The sequence below is a fragment of the Ensifer sp. CCNWLY38 genome, from assembly GCF_037120565.1.
GTDB lineage: Bacteria > Pseudomonadota > Alphaproteobacteria > Rhizobiales > Rhizobiaceae > Ensifer > Ensifer adhaerens_H.
In genome coordinates this window covers 197,723-218,851 of sequence record NZ_JBBBBO010000003.1, presented here as the reverse complement: position 1 = coordinate 218,851, position 21,129 = coordinate 197,723, and the positions used below count along the sequence as shown (strand labels likewise).

17 protein-coding genes are annotated in these 21,129 nt (G+C 62.6%); 3 read left to right on the top strand and 14 right to left on the bottom strand.

Annotation, left to right across the window (positions count from 1 at the left end):
* Positions 1–4: 4 nt before the first annotated feature.
* From V7S54_RS08095 to V7S54_RS08060, 8 genes are all read right to left on the bottom strand, one after another.
* The gene (locus tag V7S54_RS08095) at positions 5–928 is read right to left on the bottom strand and encodes a carbohydrate ABC transporter permease (protein WP_336408162.1); all 924 of its coding nucleotides are present in this window, start codon (positions 926–928) and stop codon (positions 5–7) included.
* A 210-nt stretch (positions 929–1,138) separates the two neighbouring features.
* Positions 1,139–2,398, bottom strand: coding sequence for an ABC transporter substrate-binding protein (locus V7S54_RS08090; RefSeq protein WP_065373371.1), 1,260 nt, complete (start codon positions 2,396–2,398; stop codon positions 1,139–1,141).
* 335 nt (positions 2,399–2,733) lie between these two features.
* Entirely contained in the window at positions 2,734–4,107 is a 1,374-nt protein-coding gene (locus V7S54_RS08085) for an alpha-glucosidase/alpha-galactosidase (protein ID WP_336408161.1), read from the bottom strand.
* 23 nt (positions 4,108–4,130) lie between these two features.
* The gene (locus tag V7S54_RS08080; RefSeq protein WP_336408160.1) at positions 4,131–5,804 is read right to left on the bottom strand and encodes an ABC transporter ATP-binding protein; all 1,674 of its coding nucleotides are present in this window, start codon (positions 5,802–5,804) and stop codon (positions 4,131–4,133) included.
* A gap of 12 nt (positions 5,805–5,816) precedes the next feature.
* On the bottom strand, positions 5,817–6,944 hold the full coding sequence (locus V7S54_RS08075; RefSeq protein WP_336408159.1) for an ABC transporter permease: 1,128 nt from the start codon (positions 6,942–6,944) through the stop codon (positions 5,817–5,819).
* On the bottom strand, positions 6,941–7,951 hold the full coding sequence (locus V7S54_RS08070) for an ABC transporter permease (protein ID WP_065373374.1): 1,011 nt from the start codon (positions 7,949–7,951) through the stop codon (positions 6,941–6,943). Before V7S54_RS08070 ends, V7S54_RS08075 begins: the two co-directional genes overlap by 4 nt.
* 69 nt (positions 7,952–8,020) lie before the next feature.
* Positions 8,021–10,105 (bottom strand): ABC transporter substrate-binding protein, encoded by a 2,085-nt coding sequence (locus V7S54_RS08065; protein WP_336408158.1) that lies wholly within the window; start codon positions 10,103–10,105, stop codon positions 8,021–8,023.
* Between the two features lie 112 nt (positions 10,106–10,217).
* Entirely contained in the window at positions 10,218–11,684 is a 1,467-nt protein-coding gene (locus V7S54_RS08060) for an alpha-glucosidase/alpha-galactosidase (protein ID WP_336408157.1), read from the bottom strand.
* Positions 11,685–11,874: 190 nt separating this feature from the next.
* Between V7S54_RS08060 and V7S54_RS08055 the strand changes: the two genes are divergently transcribed.
* Positions 11,875–12,810, top strand: coding sequence for an AraC family transcriptional regulator (locus V7S54_RS08055; RefSeq protein WP_336408156.1), 936 nt, complete (start codon positions 11,875–11,877; stop codon positions 12,808–12,810).
* Positions 12,811–12,874: 64 nt separating this feature from the next.
* Here the strand turns inward: V7S54_RS08055 and V7S54_RS08050 are convergent, their stop codons facing one another.
* The 6 genes from V7S54_RS08050 to V7S54_RS08025 all read right to left on the bottom strand — a co-directional run bounded on the left by V7S54_RS08050 (position 12,875) and on the right by V7S54_RS08025 (position 18,697).
* The gene (locus V7S54_RS08050) at positions 12,875–15,094 is read right to left on the bottom strand and encodes a xanthine dehydrogenase family protein molybdopterin-binding subunit (protein WP_336408155.1); all 2,220 of its coding nucleotides are present in this window, start codon (positions 15,092–15,094) and stop codon (positions 12,875–12,877) included.
* Positions 15,091–16,068, bottom strand: coding sequence for an FAD binding domain-containing protein (locus V7S54_RS08045; protein WP_065373379.1), 978 nt, complete (start codon positions 16,066–16,068; stop codon positions 15,091–15,093). The genes V7S54_RS08050 and V7S54_RS08045 overlap by 4 nt, the downstream gene beginning before the upstream one ends.
* 2 nt (positions 16,069–16,070) lie before the next feature.
* Positions 16,071–16,679 carry a (2Fe-2S)-binding protein gene (locus V7S54_RS08040; protein ID WP_065373380.1) on the bottom strand — a complete coding sequence of 203 codons (609 nt, stop codon included), beginning with the start codon at positions 16,677–16,679 and terminating at the stop codon, positions 16,071–16,073.
* A 147-nt stretch (positions 16,680–16,826) separates the two neighbouring features.
* The gene (locus V7S54_RS08035) at positions 16,827–17,708 is read right to left on the bottom strand and encodes a helix-turn-helix transcriptional regulator (RefSeq protein WP_234792939.1); all 882 of its coding nucleotides are present in this window, start codon (positions 17,706–17,708) and stop codon (positions 16,827–16,829) included.
* A 123-nt stretch (positions 17,709–17,831) separates the two neighbouring features.
* The gene (locus V7S54_RS08030) at positions 17,832–18,347 is read right to left on the bottom strand and encodes an EVE domain-containing protein (protein ID WP_083203527.1); all 516 of its coding nucleotides are present in this window, start codon (positions 18,345–18,347) and stop codon (positions 17,832–17,834) included.
* A gap of 203 nt (positions 18,348–18,550) precedes the next feature.
* A complete protein-coding gene (locus V7S54_RS08025) occupies positions 18,551–18,697 on the bottom strand; it encodes a DUF1127 domain-containing protein (RefSeq protein WP_064817045.1) in 147 nt (48 codons plus the stop codon).
* A gap of 335 nt (positions 18,698–19,032) precedes the next feature.
* Between V7S54_RS08025 and V7S54_RS08020 the strand changes: the two genes are divergently transcribed.
* Together V7S54_RS08020 and V7S54_RS08015 are read left to right on the top strand one after the other, a co-directional pair.
* Positions 19,033–19,743 carry a GntR family transcriptional regulator gene (locus V7S54_RS08020; RefSeq protein WP_057252112.1) on the top strand — a complete coding sequence of 237 codons (711 nt, stop codon included), beginning with the start codon at positions 19,033–19,035 and terminating at the stop codon, positions 19,741–19,743.
* A 113-nt stretch (positions 19,744–19,856) separates the two neighbouring features.
* On the top strand, positions 19,857–20,819 hold the full coding sequence (locus V7S54_RS08015) for a dihydrodipicolinate synthase family protein (protein ID WP_336408154.1): 963 nt from the start codon (positions 19,857–19,859) through the stop codon (positions 20,817–20,819).
* Positions 20,820–21,129: the final 310 nt, after the last annotated feature.

Here is a 21,129-nt window from a genome sequence, read left to right as displayed (position 1 = left end):
GTCGTCAATCCGCCAGCCGCATGCGTTTCATGAACCAGGTGCTGAGAACGATCGTCACGAACAGGACGAACAGCGATATCGCCGCCGCATAGCCGGGATCGGCGAAGCGATAGGCGACCTGGTAGATATAGAGGCTCAGGACCTTGGTGCGATCGGCGGGACCTCCTCCCGTCAGGATGAAGACGAGATCGAAAAGGCGCAGCGCATCCATGACGCGCAGCAGCAAGGCAATGGCGATCACCGGTTTGAGGAACGGCAGCGTGAGGTCCCAGAACTGCCGCCAGGACGAGGCGCCATCAAGCGCGGCCGCTTCGTAGGGCTCGACCGGGAGACTTGCCAGCCCCGCCAGCATCAGAAGGAAGATGAAAGGCGTCCATTGCCAGACGTCGGCAACGATGATCGAAAACATCGCGAGGTTCACGTCGCCCGCCCAGGCCTGCAGTGGAAGGCCGAGGCGGTACATGATCTCGTTCAGCACGCCAAACTGTGGCTCGTAGATGATCTTCCAGGTGATCGCGACGGCAATCGGTGGCAGCATCATCGGGATCATCAGCACGGTCTTCAAGAAGGTGAGCCGGCGAATGAACCGATCAAGAAGCAGCGCGAGGCCGAGACCGAGCACGAACTCCACTGCCACGGAGACGATGGTAAAGACCGCAGTGTTGCGCAGCGCGACGTGAAATTGTGCATCGGTCAAGAGCCGCGCAAAATTGCCTGGACCGACGAATTGCCAGGGCAGGTCGGGATTGGGGCTGATCTTGTGGACCGCCGCATAGAACATATAGAGGCTGGGGAAGATCGTCAGCGCCAGAAGGATGAGCATGGTCGGCGCCAGCATCAGGTAGCGCAGGTGCCGCTCGGTCCAATGTTCGAACGCGCCACCCACTCGGAACGACGCCGCCGGTATGCCTTTGCCGGGCTTCAACATCGATTTCTCCCGCAGGCGCTACTGCATGTCTCCTCAAATCGACCTCGATTTAAGGACAAAGACATGCAGCAACTCAAAGTGCTGCAGCGACCTTTGCGCGTCTCGTAAGACGCGCGGCGCTGTAGCTGCACTGACCTCGAATGCGGTCCACCGGATCGATGCCGGTGGACCGCGAGGGCAGGGTTTGGCCCTGCCGATACATGCGTCCGCCTATTTAAGACCGGTGATTTCTTCGACCGCTGCCTGTGAGTTCTTCAGCGCTTCCTCGGGCGTAATCGTGCCCGCGACCGCCTTGGAGAGCTCAATACCGAAGGCGTTCTCGATCTCCGGCCACTTCGGGTGCCGCGGGCGAGGCGTCGAAGCCTGGATCGCCTCCATCAGCACGGGGTAATGGCGGAATTGCTCCTGCTTGGTCAGTTCCGGATCGGTGAAGACCGAGGTCCGCACCGGCGGATTACCGCGCCCGGCGGAGATCTTGATCTGCTCCGGCGAGGTCGCCCACAGCATGAAGTCGAACGCTTCCTGCTTGTTCTTGGAGGCCGACATGATGCCCATGGTCCAGTGGCCGATTTCCGAGCTGCCCGGTTTCGTGCCCGCCGGAATTGGGGTGTAGGAAATCTTGCCAACCATTTTCGACTGGCTCGGATCCTCGAAGGTCGCAACCCAGTTCGGCCAGTTGATAGACGAGGCGGCGGTGCCGGCGGCCAGCGCCGTACCCACTTCGTTGGCGTTGTAGCTCTCGATCCCCTTTGGCGAAACGTCGCGGAGCGCGATGAAGGTCTTCATCGCGGCGGCGCCTTCCGGCGTGTCGATCGTCACCTTCGTGCGATCCTGGTTGAACATATCGGCGCCGTAGGACCAGAAGATCGGCATGAAGTCGGCCACGACCGGGTTACCTTGACCGCCACGGAAGACGTAGCCGAAGTAGCGGCCGCCGCCGTCCTTGGTCAGGGTCTGGCTCGCCTTCAAGACGTCATCCCAGGTCTTGGGCGCGTCGACGCCGGCTTCCTTGTACTTGGCGGCGTCATAGAAGAACATCTGGGCGTTTCCCACATAGGGCAGGCAAACATAGGGGCCGGTATTGTAAGGGTTGCGGCAGATCGCCAGCGACTTCGACAGGAAGTCGGTGTCCGGCCCCTCTAGGCCCGCATTCTTGAAGTATGGCGTCAGATCCTCGAGATGTCCGTTCTCGGCAAAAAACGGAATCCACGGGTCATCCATCAGGATGATGTCGAACACGCCGGATTTGGTTGCCCCTGCATTGGCGCCCTGCTCGAAGACGTTGGCATAAGGCGCCTGCACGATCTCCACCTTCGTGCCCTTCATCTTCGAGTAGTCGTCGGCAGCAGCCCTAAGGCCATCACCCTCGCTGCTGGATGGCACGAGGACCGTGAAGTCGGCCCAAGCGGCTCCGTTGATCGCAAGCGCGGACGCCGCGGCAGCCAAGATGAGAAACAATTTGCGAACCATCATACACCTCCCAATCCGAGTTCTGGTCAAAGGTCGACTGTGCGGACGGCCTGACCGGGTCCGGCATGGTGGAGACACTGCCTCGACATCCACGAACGACTGAACTGCAAGATGAAACGGAGGCTGGCATCTCCTAAACCGGCTGTTACTCCCGCGATGAGTTTATCACATCGAAAGCCTTATTCAGAGAGGTTGTATTAGTATTCCCTGTTATTTGAGATTGCGCGACCAGCGAACGGCGACTCCGGTCTTTGTCAGATGGTCGATGCGTGAACGGAAGAAGCCCCGGAACGTGACGTTCCGGGGCTCAATCGCGACCTGACCGGGAGAAAAAGTCAGGCCGCCTGGATTTTCTTCGAAACCCGCGCCCATTCCGGGATCCAGTCGCGATGGGCAACCAGCAGATCGTCGACGAGCGACCAGATCTGGTCGAGGTCGAGTTCGGCCGCCGTGTGCGGATCCATCATCGCCGCGTGGTAGAGGTGCTCGCGGTTCTCGGTCACGAGCGCCTGCACCGTCAGTTCCTGGACGTTGATGTTGGTGCGGATCAGTGCGGTCAGCTGCGGCGGCAGGTCACCGATGAAGGTCGGCTGTATGCCCGAGGCATCGACGAGGCAGGGCACTTCCGCTGCGCAGTTTTCCGGCAGCGAGGTGATGCAGCCGTTGTTGCGGAGGTTGCCGTAGATCACCGACGGCTCGCCGGTCCAGACCGAGTTCATGATCGAGGAGGCGTATTCGTGGCTCTCTGCCACTTCGATCGTCTCGGCCTCCTTGAAGGCTGCAGCCTGCCCCTTCCAGCGCTCGATCTGCTCGACGCAGCGCTTCGGATATTCATCAAGCGGGATACCGAACTTCTCGATCAGATCAGGCCGGCCGTCCTTGATAAAATAGGGCGTGTATTCGGCGAAATGCTCGGAGCTTTCGGTGACGAAGTAACCGAGCCGCGTCAGCATCTCGTAGCGCACCTTGTTCGGGCAGCGCGGGTTCCAGTGGCTGGGCTTGGGGAAGCGGCCTTCGCGGTAGCCGCGCACCAGATCCGGATAGAGGTTGCGGAAGCTGCCGTCGGCCTGTTTGTGCTCGAAGGTCAGGTAGAAGGCCATGTGGTTGATGCCGGCCGCACGGTAGCGGATTTCCGACACCGGGATATCGAGATCGCGCGCCAGCTCGAAGGCCGTGCCCTGCACCGAGTGGCAGAGGCCGACCTGGCGGATCGTCGGGAATTTTTCCGAGATCGCCCAGGTGTTGATCGCCATCGGGTTGACATACTGCAGCAGAATGGCGTTGGGGCAGACCTGCAGCATGTCCTCGCAGATCTTCCAGAGGTGCGGCACCGTGCGAAGCCCGCGCATGATGCCGCCGACGCCGAGCGTGTCGGCAATCGTCTGGCGCAGGCCGTACTTCTTCGGCACTTCGAAATCGGTAACCGTGCAGGGCTCATAGCCGCCGATCTGGAAGGCGACGACGACGAAATCAGCACCTTCGAGCGCCTTGCGCTGGTTGGAATGGGTCTCGATCTTGGCTTTGACGCCGAGCGTGCGCACCAGTTTGCCGGCGACGATTTCGCTTTCGCCGAGGCGCTCAGGGTTGACGTCCATCAGCGCGATCGTCGCGGCGGACAGGGACGGCCGCTGCAGCACGTCGCCGATGATATTCTTCATGAAGACGGTGGAACCGGCGCCGATGAAGGTAATCTTGGGTTGTCTGGTCATGGATTGCCTCTGGTTTTTCGTGGTCATGCTGCCACATCGAAGGCGGCTTTCACGAGCCGTTCGGTGTAGGCGGTCTTGGGATTGGAAAGGATTTCGCTCACCGGCCCCTCCTCGACTATTCTGCCATGCTGCATCACCACCACCCGGTGGCAGAGCGCGCGCACGACCTTGAGGTCATGGGAGATGAAGAGGTAACTTAAGCCCCGCTCGTCCTGCAGCTTGCGCAACAGCTCGATGATCTGGGCCTGCACAGAGAGGTCGAGCGCCGAGGTCGGCTCGTCGAGCAGGATGAACTCCGGCTCGAGCGCAATCGCCCGGGCGATCGCGATGCGCTGGCGCTGGCCGCCGGAAAACTCATGCGGGAAGCGCGACAGGATGTTGCCCGGCATGCCGGCGGCGCTGAGCGCGTCCACCACCCGGTCGAGCCGCTCCTTGCGGTTCTGACCGATGCCATTGACGACCAGCCCCTCCTCGATGATCTGGCCGATCGACATGCGCGGATTGAGCGAGGCGAAGGGATCCTGAAAGACGATCTGGATGCGCGAACGCAAGGGCCGCATCGCGGTCCGGTCCTTGTCGTGGATCGGGATACCGTCGAAGAAGATCTCGCCGCCATCGGCATTGAGCAGGCGGATCAGCGCCTGGCCGAAGGTCGTCTTGCCGGAACCGGATTCACCGACAAGCCCAAGTGTCTCGTGCTTACGCAGATTGAGGCTCAGCCTGTCGACCGCGACGAGCTCGGAGAACTTCGGGCGAAACAGGCCGCCCTTCTTCAATGTGAAAGAGACCTTCACGTCGCGCCCGTCGAGCATGATCGGCGCATTGTCCGGCAGTGGCTTGGCGGCGCCTGACGGCTCCGATGAGAGCAGCCGTTTGGTATAGGGATGTGATGGGTTGGCAAAGAGCGCGGCCGTGGTGTTGTGCTCCTTCACCTCGCCATACTGCATGACATAGACGTAGTCCGAGAACTGCCGCACCACCGTCAGGTCGTGGGTGATCAGGATCACCGCCATGCCTAGCTCGCGCTGCAGGTCGCGGATCAGATTGAGGATCTGCGCCTGCACGGTGACGTCGAGCGCCGTCGTCGGCTCGTCGGCGATCAGTACATCCGGATCGTTGGCGAGCGCCATGGCGATCATCACCCGCTGGCGCTGGCCGCCGGAAAGCTGATGCGGATACTGGTTGAGCCGAAGCTCGGGGTCCGGGATCCGCACGTGGCGCAGCAGTTCCAGTGCACGCTCGGTTGCCGCGCGGCGGCTCATCCTGCGATGCGCCCGGATTGCCTCAATGATCTGCGCGCCGACCGTATAGACCGGATTGAGCGAACTCATCGGCTCCTGGAAGATCATCGCCAGCCGATTGCCACGCAAGGCGCGCCGTTCGCGTGGAGAGAATTTCAGCACGTCCTTGCCGTCATAGTCGATGCGCGATTGCGGAGCGACGGTGGCGCGCTTCGACAAAAGCCCCATCACGCTGCGGGCCGTCACCGATTTGCCCGAGCCGGACTCACCGACAATGGCGATGGTCTCGCCGCGGTAGAGCTGGAAGGACACGTCCTTCACCGCCTCCACCGTGCCATGCTCGACCTTGAAGCGGACCGCGACATTGCGGGCGTCGATGATCGGCCGGCCGTTGCGTTCGGTAAGATCCTTGCGCTCGGCGGGCGCAGCGGCGAGGACGTCGAATGTCTCAGTCATGAAGCGTCCTCCTCAATAGGGGTCGATGGCGTCGCGCAGGCCGTCGCCGAGAGCATTAAAGGCGAAGACTGTGACAAGCACGAAGGCGACGGGCGACAGGATCCAGGGATAGGACCCGATGACGGAATAGGTTGATGTGTCCTGCAGCATCAGCCCCCAGGAAATCAGCGGCGGCTTGACCGCAAAGCCGAGGAACCCGAGGAAGGATTCAAGCAGCACCACCTGCGGGATCGACAGCGTGACGGCGACGATCACGTGGCTCATCACGTTCGGCAGGATGTGCTGGAAGATGATGCGGCGGTCGCTGGCGCCGACGGCGATGGCCGCCCGCACATAATCGATACGGGCGAGCGCCAGCGTCTTGCCGCGCACCTCGCGCGACATCTGCGCCCAGCCGAGCGCCGACATGACGATGATGACGAAGGCGAGGAAGACGTTGGTCGGCGCCGTCACCGGGATCAGCGAGGTCAGCGCCAGATAGAGCGGCAGTTGAGGGAAGGCGAGAACCAGCTCGACGAAGCGCTGGGTCCAGACGTCGAAGCGGCCGCCAAAGTAACCCGACGCCATGCCGACGGTGGTGCCGACGACGGTCACGATCGAAACGACGATCAGCGCGATCATCAGCGAGATGCGTGATCCGACCAAAATTCGCGAGAGCACGTCGCGGCCGAACTTGTCGGTTCCGAGCAGATGCACCGGCGAGCCATCGACCGCGCCGAAAAGGTGGCGCTCGGCCGGGATCAGGCCGAAGAGGCGGTAGGGCGTGCCCTTGACGAAGAATCCGAGGATCTGCGGATTGTCGTAATCGGGGCCGATGATCGGCTGAAAGGTGATCGGGTCAAGCTCCGTGCCCTCGCTCAGCGGGTAGCTGCGCGGCGAAAAGACGAAGTTGCCGTCCTTGTCGGTGAAACTGATCGCCTGCGGCGGCGCGAAGGCGACACCGGTTGCCTTCGGATCGACCGGCGACAGGAAGTCGGCAAAGACCGCCATGAAGATCAGCAGGCCGACGAGGACCAGCCCGAGCATGCCCGTCCAGGAGCGCTTCAGCCGCCGCCAGACGAGCGCCTGGTAGCTTTCATTGTGCTGCTCGTTCTTGGGCTCGATGGCGAGCGGAAGGGTCGTCTCAATCTCGACGGTCATGCCGGGGCTCCTCCGAGACGCACGCGCGGATCAAGTGCTGCGAGCAGCATGTCGGCGATGATGTTGCCGAGGATCAGCGTGGCCGACAGCACCAACATGAAGGTGGCGGTGACATAGACGTCGCCCACCCACATGGAGCCGACGATGGCGGGACCGACGGTCGGCAGCGCGAAGATGATCGCGGTTTCGATCTCGCCCGTCAGCATATAGGGCAACACGACGCCCTGATACATGATCAGCGGGTGCAGGGCGTTCGGAACCGCGTGGCGCATGACCACGGCCCCTTCGCTCAAGCCCTTCGCTCGCGCCGTCTCGACATATTGCGCGTTCAGTGTGTCGAGCAGATTGCCGCGCATCACCCGCATATTGTAGGCGAGGCCGCCGAAGGTGGCGATCGCCACGACCGGCCAGACATGTTTGACCAGATCGACGAATTTGTCCCACGACCAGGGCGCGCCACCGTAGCGGGCCGAATGGAAGCTGTTGATTTCGCTGACATTGAAGTGGAAGACGAGGATATAGACGATGATCAGCGCCATCAGGAAGCGCGGCACCGTCATGCCGAGAAAGGCAACCGTCGAAAGCAGGCTATCGATCCAGGAATATTGCCGGGTCGCAGCGATGATGCCGAAGGAAATGCCGATCACCGACGCGAGAATGTGGCAGACGAGCGCCAGCGCCAGCGTGCGCGGCAGGCGTTCGCCGACGACATCGGCCACCGGCTTGTTGTAGTAGAGGCTGTGGCCGAAATCGCCACGCGTCAGGATGCCGGTCATCCAGTTGACGTATTGCACCGCCATCGGCTTATCGAGTCCATGCTCCTTGCGATAGGCCTGCGCCTGGGCTTCGGCTTCCTCATAGGACGCGCCGCCCTGGTTGATCAGCTGCGAGCGGATGTAATCGCTGTAGTCTCCGGGCGGGGCCTGGATGATGGCGAAGGTCGCGACGCTGAGGACAAGCAGCACCGGAATGGCAGAGGCGATGCGGACAAGCAGAAACCTGAACATGCCGTTTCCTTCTGTCGGTTGGGGTGATGGAGCGCTCCTCCGGCCTGCGACCGGAGGAGCAGCGTGGCATCAGTTGCTGAGGCCTTTCTCGCCGGGCTTGCCCGGAAGCTGTTCAGCGAAGAGCTCGAAGTCACCCTGCTTGTCAGAGGGAACGAAGAGGCGTTCGCGCATAACCGTGTCCTCCGCCCAGTTAAACATGAAGATCGGCGCGCCCGTCGGCACGTTGGCGAAGCGCTTGTTGATGATCAGCGCGCCCGGGTATTCGGTAAGACCGATCGTATCGAGGTTCGTTGTCGCGATCTTCTGATACTGCTTCATCAGTGCGACGCGCTCGGCATTGTCGTTGCTGGCGATGAACTTGTTGATGGTGTCGACAAGCTCCTGCTCGAACGGCATCAGATCGACCTGTCCACCCTCCGGCGCGCGGTGGTGCCAGCTGGTGCGCGGACCCGTTGCGCCAAGCTGCGGCGTGTTCTGCACGACGGACGCGTATTCCGGTCCATTTCGGTGAACCATCCAGTCGAAGCGGCCGGCATAGTTGGTCGCATCGCGCTGTTTGCCGTCGAGGGAATTCAGCACGACCCGAAGACCGAGTTTCTCCATCTGCCCGATGATACCTTCGGCGAGGTTGCGGTCGGTCGCGTAGCTGTTGTCGATAAGAAGCACGATCTCGACGTCTTGCCCACCGGCCTTGTCGGCCGGGAAGTTGACGAAGCCGTTGCCGTCGGTGTCTTTCAGGCCAGCTTTTTCGAGCAGAGCCTTCGCGCCATCGAGGTCAAAGGGATAATAGACGGTCGACTCACGGTCATAGAAGCTGGTGCCGGAGGAAAGTCCGCCCGGATAGATCGCCGTGAACGGACCCTTCACCAGCGCCTCGCCGAGCTTCTTGCGATCCACCGCCATGGTCACCGCCTTGCGGAAATCCTCGTTGCGGTTGAGCTCGCGCACGGCCTGGGCCCGTTCGTCCGGTTCGCCCCAGCCATTGGCCGAGAAGTTCATGTGCAGATTGTAGCCGATGAGGCGCGGGCCGAAGGCAAGCCGCGCGGGTGCCGTATCCTGGGCAGCGCGCTTCAGAGATTCGACGAAGTTTTCCGGCTGCTCGAGGTTGGAGAGATCGGCGGAACCGGCAATCGCCTGCACGTCGCGGTCGGCCCAGGTCGAGAGCTTGTAGTGCAGCTCGTTGATGTAAGGGAGCTGGTTGCCGGCCTCGTCCACCTTCCAGTAGTAGGGGTTGCGGCGCAGCACGATGATATCGTCAGCACGGTAGGCGACCGGCACCCAGGCGCCCATGACGGGGATGTTCATGTATTCCGGCGGGAAGGCGTTCTTGTACTGGTCGTAGGTCGTGCCGGCATACTTCGGATGCTTGGCTTTGAGGATATGCGACGGGCCCGGGCAGAAGGTGCCATAGGCCATGGCATAGAGGTGCTGGCGCGGGAAGGCCTCCTTGAAGGTCCATTCGACCGTGTACTGGTCGATCTTTTTCAGCGTCGTTCCGGCGCCGAAGGTCTCAGGCGTTGCGCCGTTTAGCGGAGATACATTCGGGTCGAGGACATTGTCGTCCCAGTAGAACATCACGTCGTCGGCGTCGAAGGGGTCGCCGTCCGACCATTTCGCACCCTCGACGAGATGCATCGTCAGCTTGTGGCCGTCAGCCGACCAGTCCCAGCTCCTGGCAAGGTTTGGCAGCGGCTCGACGTCGTTCGCTTCCACCTGGAAGAGCGGTGCGGTGCGGGTCAGGCATTCGGACATGCCGATGTCGATGCCGCCCCAGCCCTGGCTCTGGCCGGCGCTGTAGTTCCAGCCTTCCGGCCGGCCGCCGATCACGTGACGCAGCGTGTCGCCATAGACGCCGACGCCATCGGGCATATTGCCGCTCTTGAAGACCATCGGCTCCTTCGGCAGGCGCTCGGCAACCGGCGGCAGCTTGCCGGCCTTGACGTATTTCTCGGTGACCCAGGCCGGCTCCTTGTATTCCGGCAGCGTCTTGAACTCGGCGATCGAGTCGCGCGGCACATAGGTGATCTTGCCCTGGGCCGGGAACGGCGGCTGCTCGGGCACGACAGTGGGATCGGACGCCGCCGCCTGAAGGGCGAAGGTCGAGATGCCGACGAGCAGCAGGCTCGCCATTTTCGTCAGTCTGTGGCTGGTCATTGGCTCAGATTCTCCCTCTTTTCGCCGCGCCGAAGCGTGGCCTCCTCCTTGAAAGTCTGCAGTTGTGGCAGCGCAGCCCGCGTCTCCTCACGCGGGCATGCGCTGCAATCGGTTAGCCGGCGGCGCGGGCCGCCTGCCGCTCGGCACGCAGTTCGTCGAGCGAGCGCACCTGGCGTCGGGCGGCGCCGTTCCACTCGCGCGTTTTGACGGTGGCGCGGCTCAGGCGCTCCTTCGCGCCGTCGATGGCGTGGGCGTATTGCGGCAGCCACTGGGCTTGAGCGACGACCATCTCGTCGACCATCTGCCAGACTTCCTCAGGCGTGCAGATCGCACCGACCAGCGGATCGTGCAGCATTGCGAGCTTCAGAAGGTCGAGATCGCCCGTAACGGCCGCATGCACCGACATCCGCTGGACATTGATCGACGAGAGGCAGGTGGCGGCGCAGGCTTCCGGAAGCGTGATGCCCGAGACCATGTTGATGCCGAAGCGGTCGACGAAGCCGGGGGATTCGATGATCGCATCAGCCGGCAGGTTGGTAGTGACACCTGAATTCTTGACGTTGAAGTGGCCGCGATAGACACGCCCCGTCTCAAGCGCTTCCAGAATGTGGCTCGCATGCTCGTTCGAGCGCTTCTGGTGATCGAGCGGTTTTCCGGCGGCTTCCAGGAATTGCGGAAACTCGGTCTCGAACCAGTTGCGGGTTTCCGTCGAATACCTGAGATAGCCGCCGGTTTCGCCGTGGATCCAGTCCGACATGTCGATCCATCGGCTGATCTCTTCCGGGCGCTTGCGGTACCAGGGAAGATATTCGGAGAGATGGCCGTTGCTCTCGGTCGAGTAGACGCCGAAGCGCTTCAACACGTCGATGCGGAGCTTCTCCTGTTGCGAAAACACCGGGTGCGACTCGAAGGCGGCGATGAGTTCGTCCTTGCCTATTCTGCGGCCCTTGAGCCTGACGTCGACGAACCAGGTCTGGTGGTTGATACCGGAGCAGATGTAATCGAGTTCGCCCTCGCCGGCGCCGAGGATCTCGGCGATCTGCTCGCCGCCGTGCTGGACGCCGTGGCAGAGACCGACCGTGTCGACCTTGCCATATTCGATCGCCGCCCAGGTGTTCATCGCCATCGGGTTGGCATAGTTCAAGAACTTCGCACCCGGTTCTGCGACCGCGCGGATGTCCTTGCAGAAATCGAGAATAACCGGAATGTTGCGCTGGCCGTAGAGGATGCCGCCGGCGCAGATCGTATCGCCGACGCATTGGTCGACGCCATATTTCAGCGGAATGCGGATGTCGTCGGCATAGGCTTCCAGACCGCCGACGCGAACGCAGCTGATGATGTAGCGCGCACCTTCCAGCGCCTTCAGCCGATCGGTCGTCGCCGTCACCTTCGTCGGCAGGCGGTTGACCTCGACGATCCGGTCGAGGATCGCCTTGATCATCTCCAGATTGCGGGCACTGAGGTCGGTCAGCGCCACTTCGATATCACGCAGTTCCGGCACGGCGAGAATGTCGGTAAAGAGCTTCTTGGTGAAGCCGATGCTGCCGGCGCCGATGATGGCGATCTTGAATGTTGCCATGCCCTTTCACTCCTCATGAACTGCACGTGTGTCTGACAAAGGGTAAAATCAATTCACGGTTCCTTACCGCATATGCCTGCAACTTCGACGCAGCCCCTCATTTCTTACTGGCCGAAAGCGCCGCCTATTGCAGTGTTGGCCGTCATTATGTGTATAATCGCCGTCCCCGCCAGAGCGGTATTGTGCTTTCATGGGTAATTTTATGCTGCAAGATTTGATCAATAATGGCCCGATCATGCGAACGGTTTCGCTGCCGCGGGGGCGCCAGAGCCTGCACACGATGCCGACCAGCACCGGCTATGAAATGCGCACCAATGCCACCTATGACTGGGACGGAAGGAAGCGCGGCAACACGCCGTTCACCGTGCTGCAGCACACGATCGCGGGTGCTGGAAACCTGCGCTACGAGAATCGGAGCTATCGGGTGCGCGAGGGCGAGACGCTGCTCTTGCTCGTGCCGCACAATCATCGCTACTGGCTGGAAGACGGCGGGCGCTGGGAATTCTTCTGGATCTCGATGAACGGCGACGAAGCCTTGCGCGTCCATCGCGCGATCCTCGCCGTCACTGGCCCGGTGCTGAAGCTGCAGCCGGAAACGATCGAGCATCTGGCCGATTGCAGCCTGCGGCTGATCCGCGGCGGCGAGACGCCCGGGCGGGCTTCGGCGATCGCCTACGAGGCGGCGATGGCGCTTTATGACGACGTTTTCGGCTCGCACCCGGTGTTCAGCCACGAGCACCGAACGATGCACCGCGTCGTCGACCACATCATGAACAATCTGCAGAGCCCGCTTCCGGTGGAGGAGCTGGCGCGTGTCTCCGGCTTGAGCCGCGCGCATTTCTCCCGCGTCTTTGCCGCCAGCGAAGGCATGGCGCCGGCCGAATACGTTTTGCAGAAGCGATTGCAGCGCGCCGTGAAGCTCTTGACAAAGACGGCGAGCCTGCCGGTCAAGGAGGTGGCGATCCTCTCAGGCTTCGAAGACCCCAACTACTTCGCCAAGGTCTTCCGCCGGTCCTTCGGCCTGAGCCCGACCGAGTTCCGCACGACGGGCATGTATGCCAGCGTCGCCGCCGGTTCCGTCGAAGAGCCATCCGAGAGCATTTACGATCGGGCGCCATCGAACTGACGCCTCCTTGCATACGCGGCGGCACCGGGTTTCAGTGCCGGTACCGCCGCACAGAGAAGCAATCTTACGCCGTCAACACGTCCTCGATGTGGATCGGCAGCGAACGTACGCGCGTCCCCGTCGCATGGAACACCGCATTGGCAATGGCTGGCGCCGTTCCGACCAGGGCAATTTCGCCGAGGCCTTTCACGCCGAGGGCGTTGACGTGCGGGTCGACCTCGTCGACGAAGTGCGCTTCAAGCTGCGGTATGTCGAGGTTCACCGGCATGAGATAGTCGGCCATATGGGCATTGACCGGCCGGCCATCACGGCTATCCAGAACCGTGCGCTCCATCAGGGCCATGCCTATGCCGCCGATCATGCCGCCGGTGCACTGGCTACGGGCGAGCAACGGATTGACGACCCGACCAATGCCATAGGCGCCGACGATGCGGCGCACCCGGATGGTGCCGACATCCGGATCGACCGCGACTTCGGCAAAGACGGCACCGAAGGAATGCATCGAAAAGCGTTCGGCTACCTCAGCGGACCGCGCAGCCGATCCGTTCGCTTCGATCGGCGCGCCGGCCTTGGCGACGATCTCGCGATAGCTGATGCTCGTCGTTTCGCCGCGGCGCCGCAGCCGCCCGTCGCTCCACTCGAGCTCCCCGGCCACGACATTGTAGAGCGGCGACGCGGCATCGGCCGCCGCGAGACGCGCGACCTGCGCCTGCGCCTCGATGCAAGCCGCCTGAATGGCCGATCCGACCGAAGCCATGGTCCAGGAACCGCCATGGGATGGGGTCTGGGGGTAGCTTGACCGGCCGAGCCGGAAGCGGATCCGTTCCGGTGGCAGCCCAAGCGTCTCGGCGGCAACCTGGGTCATGGACGTATAGGTCCCCGGCCCCATGTCGCTGGCCGCGGCCTCGACCTCGACCGTGCCGTCGGCAAGCAGCCGCACCCGGGCGTTCGCCGCCGCGTGGAACGCCGGGTAGGTGGCGGTGGCCGCGCCCATGCCGATCAGCAGCCGCCCGTCACGCATCGAGCGCGGTTCGGGCGTGCGCCGGGCCCAGCCGAAACGCTCGGCACCGAGCGCGTAACATTGCATCAGCGAGCGGCTCGAGAACGGTTTGTTTTCCGCTTCGTCCTTCTCGGGCTCGTTGCGGCGCCGAAGCTCGATCGGGTCGATGCCGAGCTTGTAGGACAGCTCGTCCATCGCGCTTTCGAGCGCGAAGATGCCGCTCGCCTCTCCCGGCCCGCGCATGTGATTGGGTGTGCCGGTGTCGAGCTCGGTCAGCCGGTACTGGGTGCGCACGTTCGGGCAGGAATAGAGGTAATCCGTGACCGCCGTCAGCGCTTCCATGAACTGTTCATAACGGCTCGTTTCCCCCGTGCCTTCGTGAACGACGCCGGTGAGCTTGCCGTCGTTGGTGGCGCCGAGCGCCACGCGCTGAAGCGTGCGCGGCCGGTGGCCGGTGGTGAAGAACATCTGCTTGCGGGTGAGCACCAGCTTCACCGGCTTGCCGACGTGACGGGCGGCGAGCGCCGCCAGCGTCACATGCGGCCAGGTCCTGAGGCTCGTTCCAAAGGCCCCGCCAATGAAGGGACAGATCACCTCGACGTTTTCGACGGGCATGCCGAAGACTGCGGCAATTTCCGCCTGCTCGTTGACGAGATACTGGCTCTTGCTCCACAGCGTCAGCCGGTCGCCGCTCCAGGCGGCGATGGTTGCGTGTGGCTCCATCGGATTGTGGTTTTCCCGCGCCATTTCATAGGTGGCATCGAGCGTGACAGGCGCTCCTGCCACCGCTTTGTCGGCGTCGCCGCGCGCCCGGTCGGGAGACACGCGCCCGCGTGTATCGGGGACAATGCTCTCCGCCTTCGGGTCCATCGGGTCGACGAGCGGCGGCCGCGCCTCATAGGTCACGCGGAGCGCTGTGGCGGCGCGCTCGGCGTGATCGAGCGTGTCGGCAACGACGAGCGCAACCGGCTGGCCATAGAAGCGCACGGTATCGTCCTGCAACACGTGCAGCCGCTCGCCGGTGGCGGGGTCGATGCCGGCCTTGTGCGGGAGATAAGGCAGCTTCTCGGCGTTGCGGTCCGTGATGACGGCGACGACGCCGGGCATGCGCTCGACGTCGGCAGTCTGAAATCCCGTGACGCGGCCAAGGCCGATAGTTGAACTGACGATCACCGCATAGAGCTGGCCCGGCTGGTTGAAATCGGCGGCATAGCGCGCCCGACCCGTAACCTTGGCCCGGCCGTCGACCCGGATCATTGGTTTTCCGATGGTGTTGACGGTCATGCGACTTCTCCTGCCATTTCGAGTGCCCGGACAATCGTCCGCGGCAAGAGTTCGACCTTGAAGTGATTGTGCTGCAACGGCCGCGCGCCCTGTGTTGCCAGATGCGCCGCTGCCTCGAATGCCGGCCTTTCCAGGCGCTTGCCGACGAGGGCCGCCTCGCAATCGCGCAGGCGCCAGGGTCTCGTCCCGACGCCGCCGACGGCAAGGCGAGCCTCGCGGATCACCCCGTCTTCGACCGAAAGTGCAGCGGCCGCCGAAACGAGGGCAAATTCATAGGAGGCGCGGTCGCGCACCTTGAGATACCGCGCACGGCGACTGTAGGCCCCGCCGGGCACACGCAGTTCGACGATCAACTCACCGGGAAGCAGGCTGTGCTCGAGATGCGGCGTATCTCCGGGTAGCCGGAAGAGTTCTTCGATCGGAAAGTTGCGTTCGCCCTCAGGTCCCCGCACTCGCATCGTCGCATCGAGCGCCACCAGAGCAACGGCGACGTCGGAGGGATGCGTCGCAACGCAGTGCTCGCTGGTGCCGAGGATCGCGTGACCGGCGTTCAATCCGTCGATGGCGGCGCAGCCGGAGCCGGGCGTGCGTTTGTTGCAGCCGGCGTCCAGCATGCGGAAATAGGGACAGCGCACCCGTTGCAGCATGTTGCCGCCCATCGACGCCATGTTGCGCAGTTGCGGCGAGGCGCCCTCAATCAAGCTTTCGGCGATCAATGGCTGCAGCCGTTGGACGTTGCGATCGGCCGCGACTTCGGACATGCGAGCCAGCGCGCCGATGACGAGGTCGTCGCCCTCAACGCGGATACCGCCAAGCGGTAGCGCGTTGATGTCGACGAGCCGTTCCGGGCGCTCGACCTCTTCGCGCATCAGGTCGATGAGCGTGGTGCCGCCGGCAATATAGCGCGCGCCGCCGGCGGCCGCCGCAATCGCCGCTTCGGCACTCTCAGGTTTTTCCATCGTGAAAGGAAGCATGGTCAGCCCCTCCCCGCCGCGTCGGCAACAGCCGCGACGATGCCGGGATAGGCGCCGCAACGACAGATGTTGCCGCTCATCCAGAAGCGGATCTCGTCCGTCGAGCCCGCATGGCCTTCAGCGATACAGCCGACACCTGACATGATCTGCCCCGGCGTGCAGAAGCCGCACTGTAGGCCCTCATGCACCACGAAGGCTTCCTGGAGCGGATGCAGCACGCCATCTTTCTCGAGCCCTTCGATCGTTTCGATCCGGGCGCCGTCGTGCATGCATGCCAGTGTGAGACAGGAGACGATGCGCTTGCCGTCGACAAGCACCGTGCAGGCGCCGCAGGCGCCCTGGTTGCACCCCTTCTTGGTGCCGGTGAGATCAAGCGTCTCGCGCAGGACGTCCAGGATCGATTGCCTTGGGTCGATGGTCAGAACATGCAGTTCGCCGTTCACGGTCATGGTCAGGGTCATGGGGCTTACCTCCTTCGCCGGAGAACCTGTCGCTGCCGCCGACTGAGACGGCAGCGCTGCCAGCGCCACGGTTCCGGCACCTGCCAGAAGCGCTTCCCGGCGCGACAGCACCGGACCTTGCACATAGGATTCTGATCTATTTTCGACCATCTCGGAAACACTCTCCTGCCTCAACAAACCGTGCAGAAGATAGGCGTCGAACGACGGCGTTACTGTTGCGATCTTTCGATCCTGCTTGAAAGTTGCGGCGGTCGAGGACGCCGGTGCACGGGAGCGCCGGCCCGGTCGCAGCCGAGGTCAAAGCCGACGGCGAAACTCGCTCGGGGTGAGGCCTGTCACTTTGCGAAAGCTCGAAGCGAAGGCCGATTGCGTTTCATAGCCGACGACAAGAGCGATATCGGTGATGCGCAGCGTCCGGTCCGCAAGCAGCGCCTTGGCGTGGGCGATGCGCTGCCGTGTCAGCCAGACATAGGGCGTGTGCCCGGTTGCCACACGAAAAGCGGTACAAAAATGAAAGCGGCTGAGATTCACGAGATCCGCCAGCTCCTGAAGCCGAATATCCTTGGTGAGATTGTCACGCATGTAGGTGGTGACACGCTTGATCTGCCAGGCCGAAAGGCCACGCCGTGGTCCGGGGGCGAGGGGCACGGACATTGCGGCGTGCCCGCGCAGAAGCTGGAGACAGACGAGATCGAGAAGCTGCTCGATGAACAGGTGCGATACCGCGTCACCGGTACTGATCTCGTCGTTGATCAAGGACATGATCGTAAACAGTTTGGGATCGCTGAAATTCACGCGGTCGAGAAGCTCGGGCTCACGACCATTCCCAACCTGATCCGCGCAGGCAAGCAGGCGCTGGTGCCCCAGAAAGATATTCGACACTTCGACGGCACCATCCGCGCGCCAAAGTCCTTCGTGCCCCCTGGGCGCAAAAGTGATGGTGCCGGCTAGCGCCGGCGCGGCGATCGTCTGACGACCAACCTTCAACGAAGCAGTCCCGTCGCCTGCATACTTCGCCGCGAGAATATGATCCTTCAGTGGTGGCAGGTGGTACTCGAAGGGCTCGTTGCGCCAACGGCCGACCAAGCGCGTATCGCCGGAGAACACCTCCGGAATGACCGGCGGGGAAAACCCGCGCTGCAAGCGACGGATATGAACCTCCGTATCCGCAAGTCCCATTCCGCCCATTCGATCTTGTCTCTCGTGGATAGCCCGAAACGCGTTATCTCCCGGAGAACTAACATCTTTCGCCGCGCGCGAAAATATCGCCCGCGGGTCAAGTTTTCGACCCGCGGGCTGCAATCACGCCCAGGCTTGCCGGCGGTACTCGGCCACCCCCAGGAAAACGCCACCAAGGTCGGCATGCATCGCCCGCGCGATCACGCGGAAATCATGTTCGCTGATGGCGAGATGACCGAAACGAAGTTTCTGATCCCAGTTTCGATTGCCCTCGGCAAATTCCAGGCTGTCGAGCCACGGACGGACGGGAGCCTCCATACTGTCCGCCCAATCGATATCGCCGCGATGCGGCGCGACTCCACCCATTGCAAAGAAGTGGGGCGGACGCTCCTTGACCACACCGATGGCCGTAAAACAAGCGAGCCCCGCTCTGCCGCTGAAGGCGGCGTTGGGTGAATAACCGATAAAACCGTCGCCCGCCTTCATGCGCGTCAACGGCTGCACGTTGCCGTAGCCGAATCGCGAGAAGCCGCCTTCCGAGGCATGGTGCATGTCATCACCGGAAACCGCGCCGATCCAGAAGTTGCGCTCGCCCGCCCGGCTTCCTGCACCCACTTGAAACACATCCTGCGCCAACATCCGTCATCCCTCGATCTCTGATCATGGGAGCACTTTACGCGCGACCGCTGCCAGATTCTGTCAGCATTGAATTCGAGGAATTGGTGCCGGGGCAACCTGGATTTCGGCGGAGCAGTTGCCCCGCGTGCAACCGTTCGCCACAAAGCAAAAGCGCCCGCAGGAGATGCAGGCGCTTGGCAAATTTTCAGTCTGTGTAGATCGCCTTAGCGGGCGAAGGCCGTGCGTGCGACGCGGTCGATGTCGGCGCGTTCGATGCCGAGGTCACGGAGTTCCCGGTTCGACATGCGGCCCAGCTCGGTGACCGTCTGACGATACTTGCGCCAGTTGTTGATGGAGCGTGCAATGTTCATTTGATCCCCCTTTCAATGGGCTTTCGAAGCCTGGCAGCCAGTCCTTGGCGCCTCGTTTCGCTTCGATGAACACCTTATAACTCAGGCCTTTGGTAAGTTGCAGCGCTCAAAAGTCAGCGCTCCCATGTGGGAAATGCATGGGTCGTTTTGCGTGCCGCAAGCTCAAGCGCAAAGCCCGCGCGTTGTGATCCTCCCTTGTTCGCGCCCTACCGGACAGAAGGCAAAAGCAACAGCTGCGTGCATTCGAAATGTCAGCCTCGCACAATCGTTGCCACGGAAGCTGTTGATCCCGACGGCAGAGACAAGTATTTCTTTTGTCGACAAAGGAATCCGAGATGACCGATATCGACACCGACAACAGCCCCATCCCTGAACGCAAGCGCGGTTCCGGCGTGAAGATGGTCTATGACCTCCTGCGCGACGAGATCCTCGATCTGGTGCTGCCACCGGGCAGCCCGATCGACGAAGTGCAGCTTGCCGAGCGACTGAAGATGTCGCGCACGCCGATCCGCGAGGCGCTGGTCCGGCTTGCCGGCGAAGGGTTGATCGACACGCTGCCCAACCGCTCGACGATGGTGGCGAACATCGACTTCCTCAACTTGAACCCGTTCTTCGACGCGCTGGTGCTGATGTACCGCGTCACCACGCGGCTTGCGGCACAGAACCACCGTCCGGAAGACCTGCCGATCATTCGCGGCTTCCACGAGGACTATGCCGCGGCCGTCCAGGCGCGCGACGCGCTGACGATGATCGCCACCAATGCCGCTTTCCATGCGGCGATCGCCGAGGCCGGCCGCAATCCCTATTTCACCAGCCTGTTCCGCCGGCTGCTCGACGAGGGGCGGCGCATCCTGCGTCTCTACTACCAGTCTTACGAGGAGCAGTTCCCGCAGCGCTTCGTCGACGAGCACGCGGCGATCATCGCGGCAATCGCAGCGCGCGACATCGAGACGGCGGACCGTCTCGGCAAGGCGCATGCCGAGCAGATCGTCGAGCAGGTGCAAAAGCTTTTTGCCCGGAACAACAAGCTCGACATCGCCTTGTAGCAGTCTTTGTATTTTTCTTGTCGACAAATAAAATACAAACGGCTATTGTCTAGATCAAAGGCAAGGGCGCGCGTGCGCCGTTGCCCCGAAAACAAAGCCGAGAGGAGTTTCAGATGAAGGCTCAGATTTTCACCGGCGTCATCCCGGCGCTGATGACCCCCTGCAAGGAAGACCGCACCCCCGATTTCGACGCGCTGGTGCGCAAGGGCCAGGAGCTGATCGCTCAGGGCATGTCGGCCGTCGTCTATTGCGGCTCGATGGGTGACTGGCCGCTCTTGACCGATGCGCAGCGCATGGAAGGCGTCGAGCGCCTGGTCAAGGCCGGTATCCCGGTTATCGTCGGCACCGGCGCCGTCAACACCGCTTCGGCCGTCGCCCATGCCGCACACGCCGAAAAGGTCGGCACCCAGGGCCTGATGGTCATCCCGCGCGTGCTGTCACGCGGTTCGGTCGTCGCCGCCCAGAAGAACCACTTCAAGGCCATTCTTTCGGCCGCCCCGAGCCTGCCGGCGGTCATCTACAACAGCCCCTATTACGGCTTTGCCACCCGCGCCGACCTGTTCTTCGCACTGCGCGCCGAACATCCGAACCTCGTCGGCTTCAAGGAATTCGGCGGCGCCGCCGACATGCGCTATGCGGCCGAGAACATCACCAGCCGTGACGATGGTGTCTCGCTGATGATCGGCGTCGACACGGCCGTGTTCCACGGCTTCGTCAACTGCGGCGCGACGGGTGCGATCACCGGCATCGGCTGCGTGCTGCCGAAGGAAGTCATCCACATGTGCAACCTGTCGCGTGGCGCCGCCGAAGGCGACGTCGACGCACGTCTGCGCGCACTGGAACTGGAACAGGCACTCGCCGTTCTCTCCTCCTTCGACGAAGGCCCGGACCTCGTTCTCTACTTCAAGCACATGATGGTGCTGAAGGGTGACAAGGAATACACGCTGCACTTCAACGAGAGCGACGTGCTCTCGGACAGCCAGCGCGGCTACGTCGAGGCCCAGTTCAAGCTGTTCAACAGCTGGTATGCCGAGTGGAGCAAGCTCCCGGGCGCCGTCCAGAAGTACAAGGCCTGATCGTTCGATCGGCCCGCAATTGAAAAAGGCCCTCCGGTTGGAGGGCCTTTTTTCGTCGCCCCTATTCAACATCGCAGAGTGCCTCGGGATCGCAGGCACCAGCCAAGGTTTCCCTCATTCCTGTGCTTGTCACAGGAATCTAGCCAGCCCGAGTCCTCGGGCTGAAAGGTCTTTTGCCCCGACGGACGTCGGGTCGCTGGATCCCCGCCACAAGGGCGAGGATGAGGGAGAATGGGGCGGTCCTCTCGTCAATCAAGAACTTTCAGTGCAGCAAAAAGCCCCCGGTCGGGGGCCCTTCCGTTTGATAAGA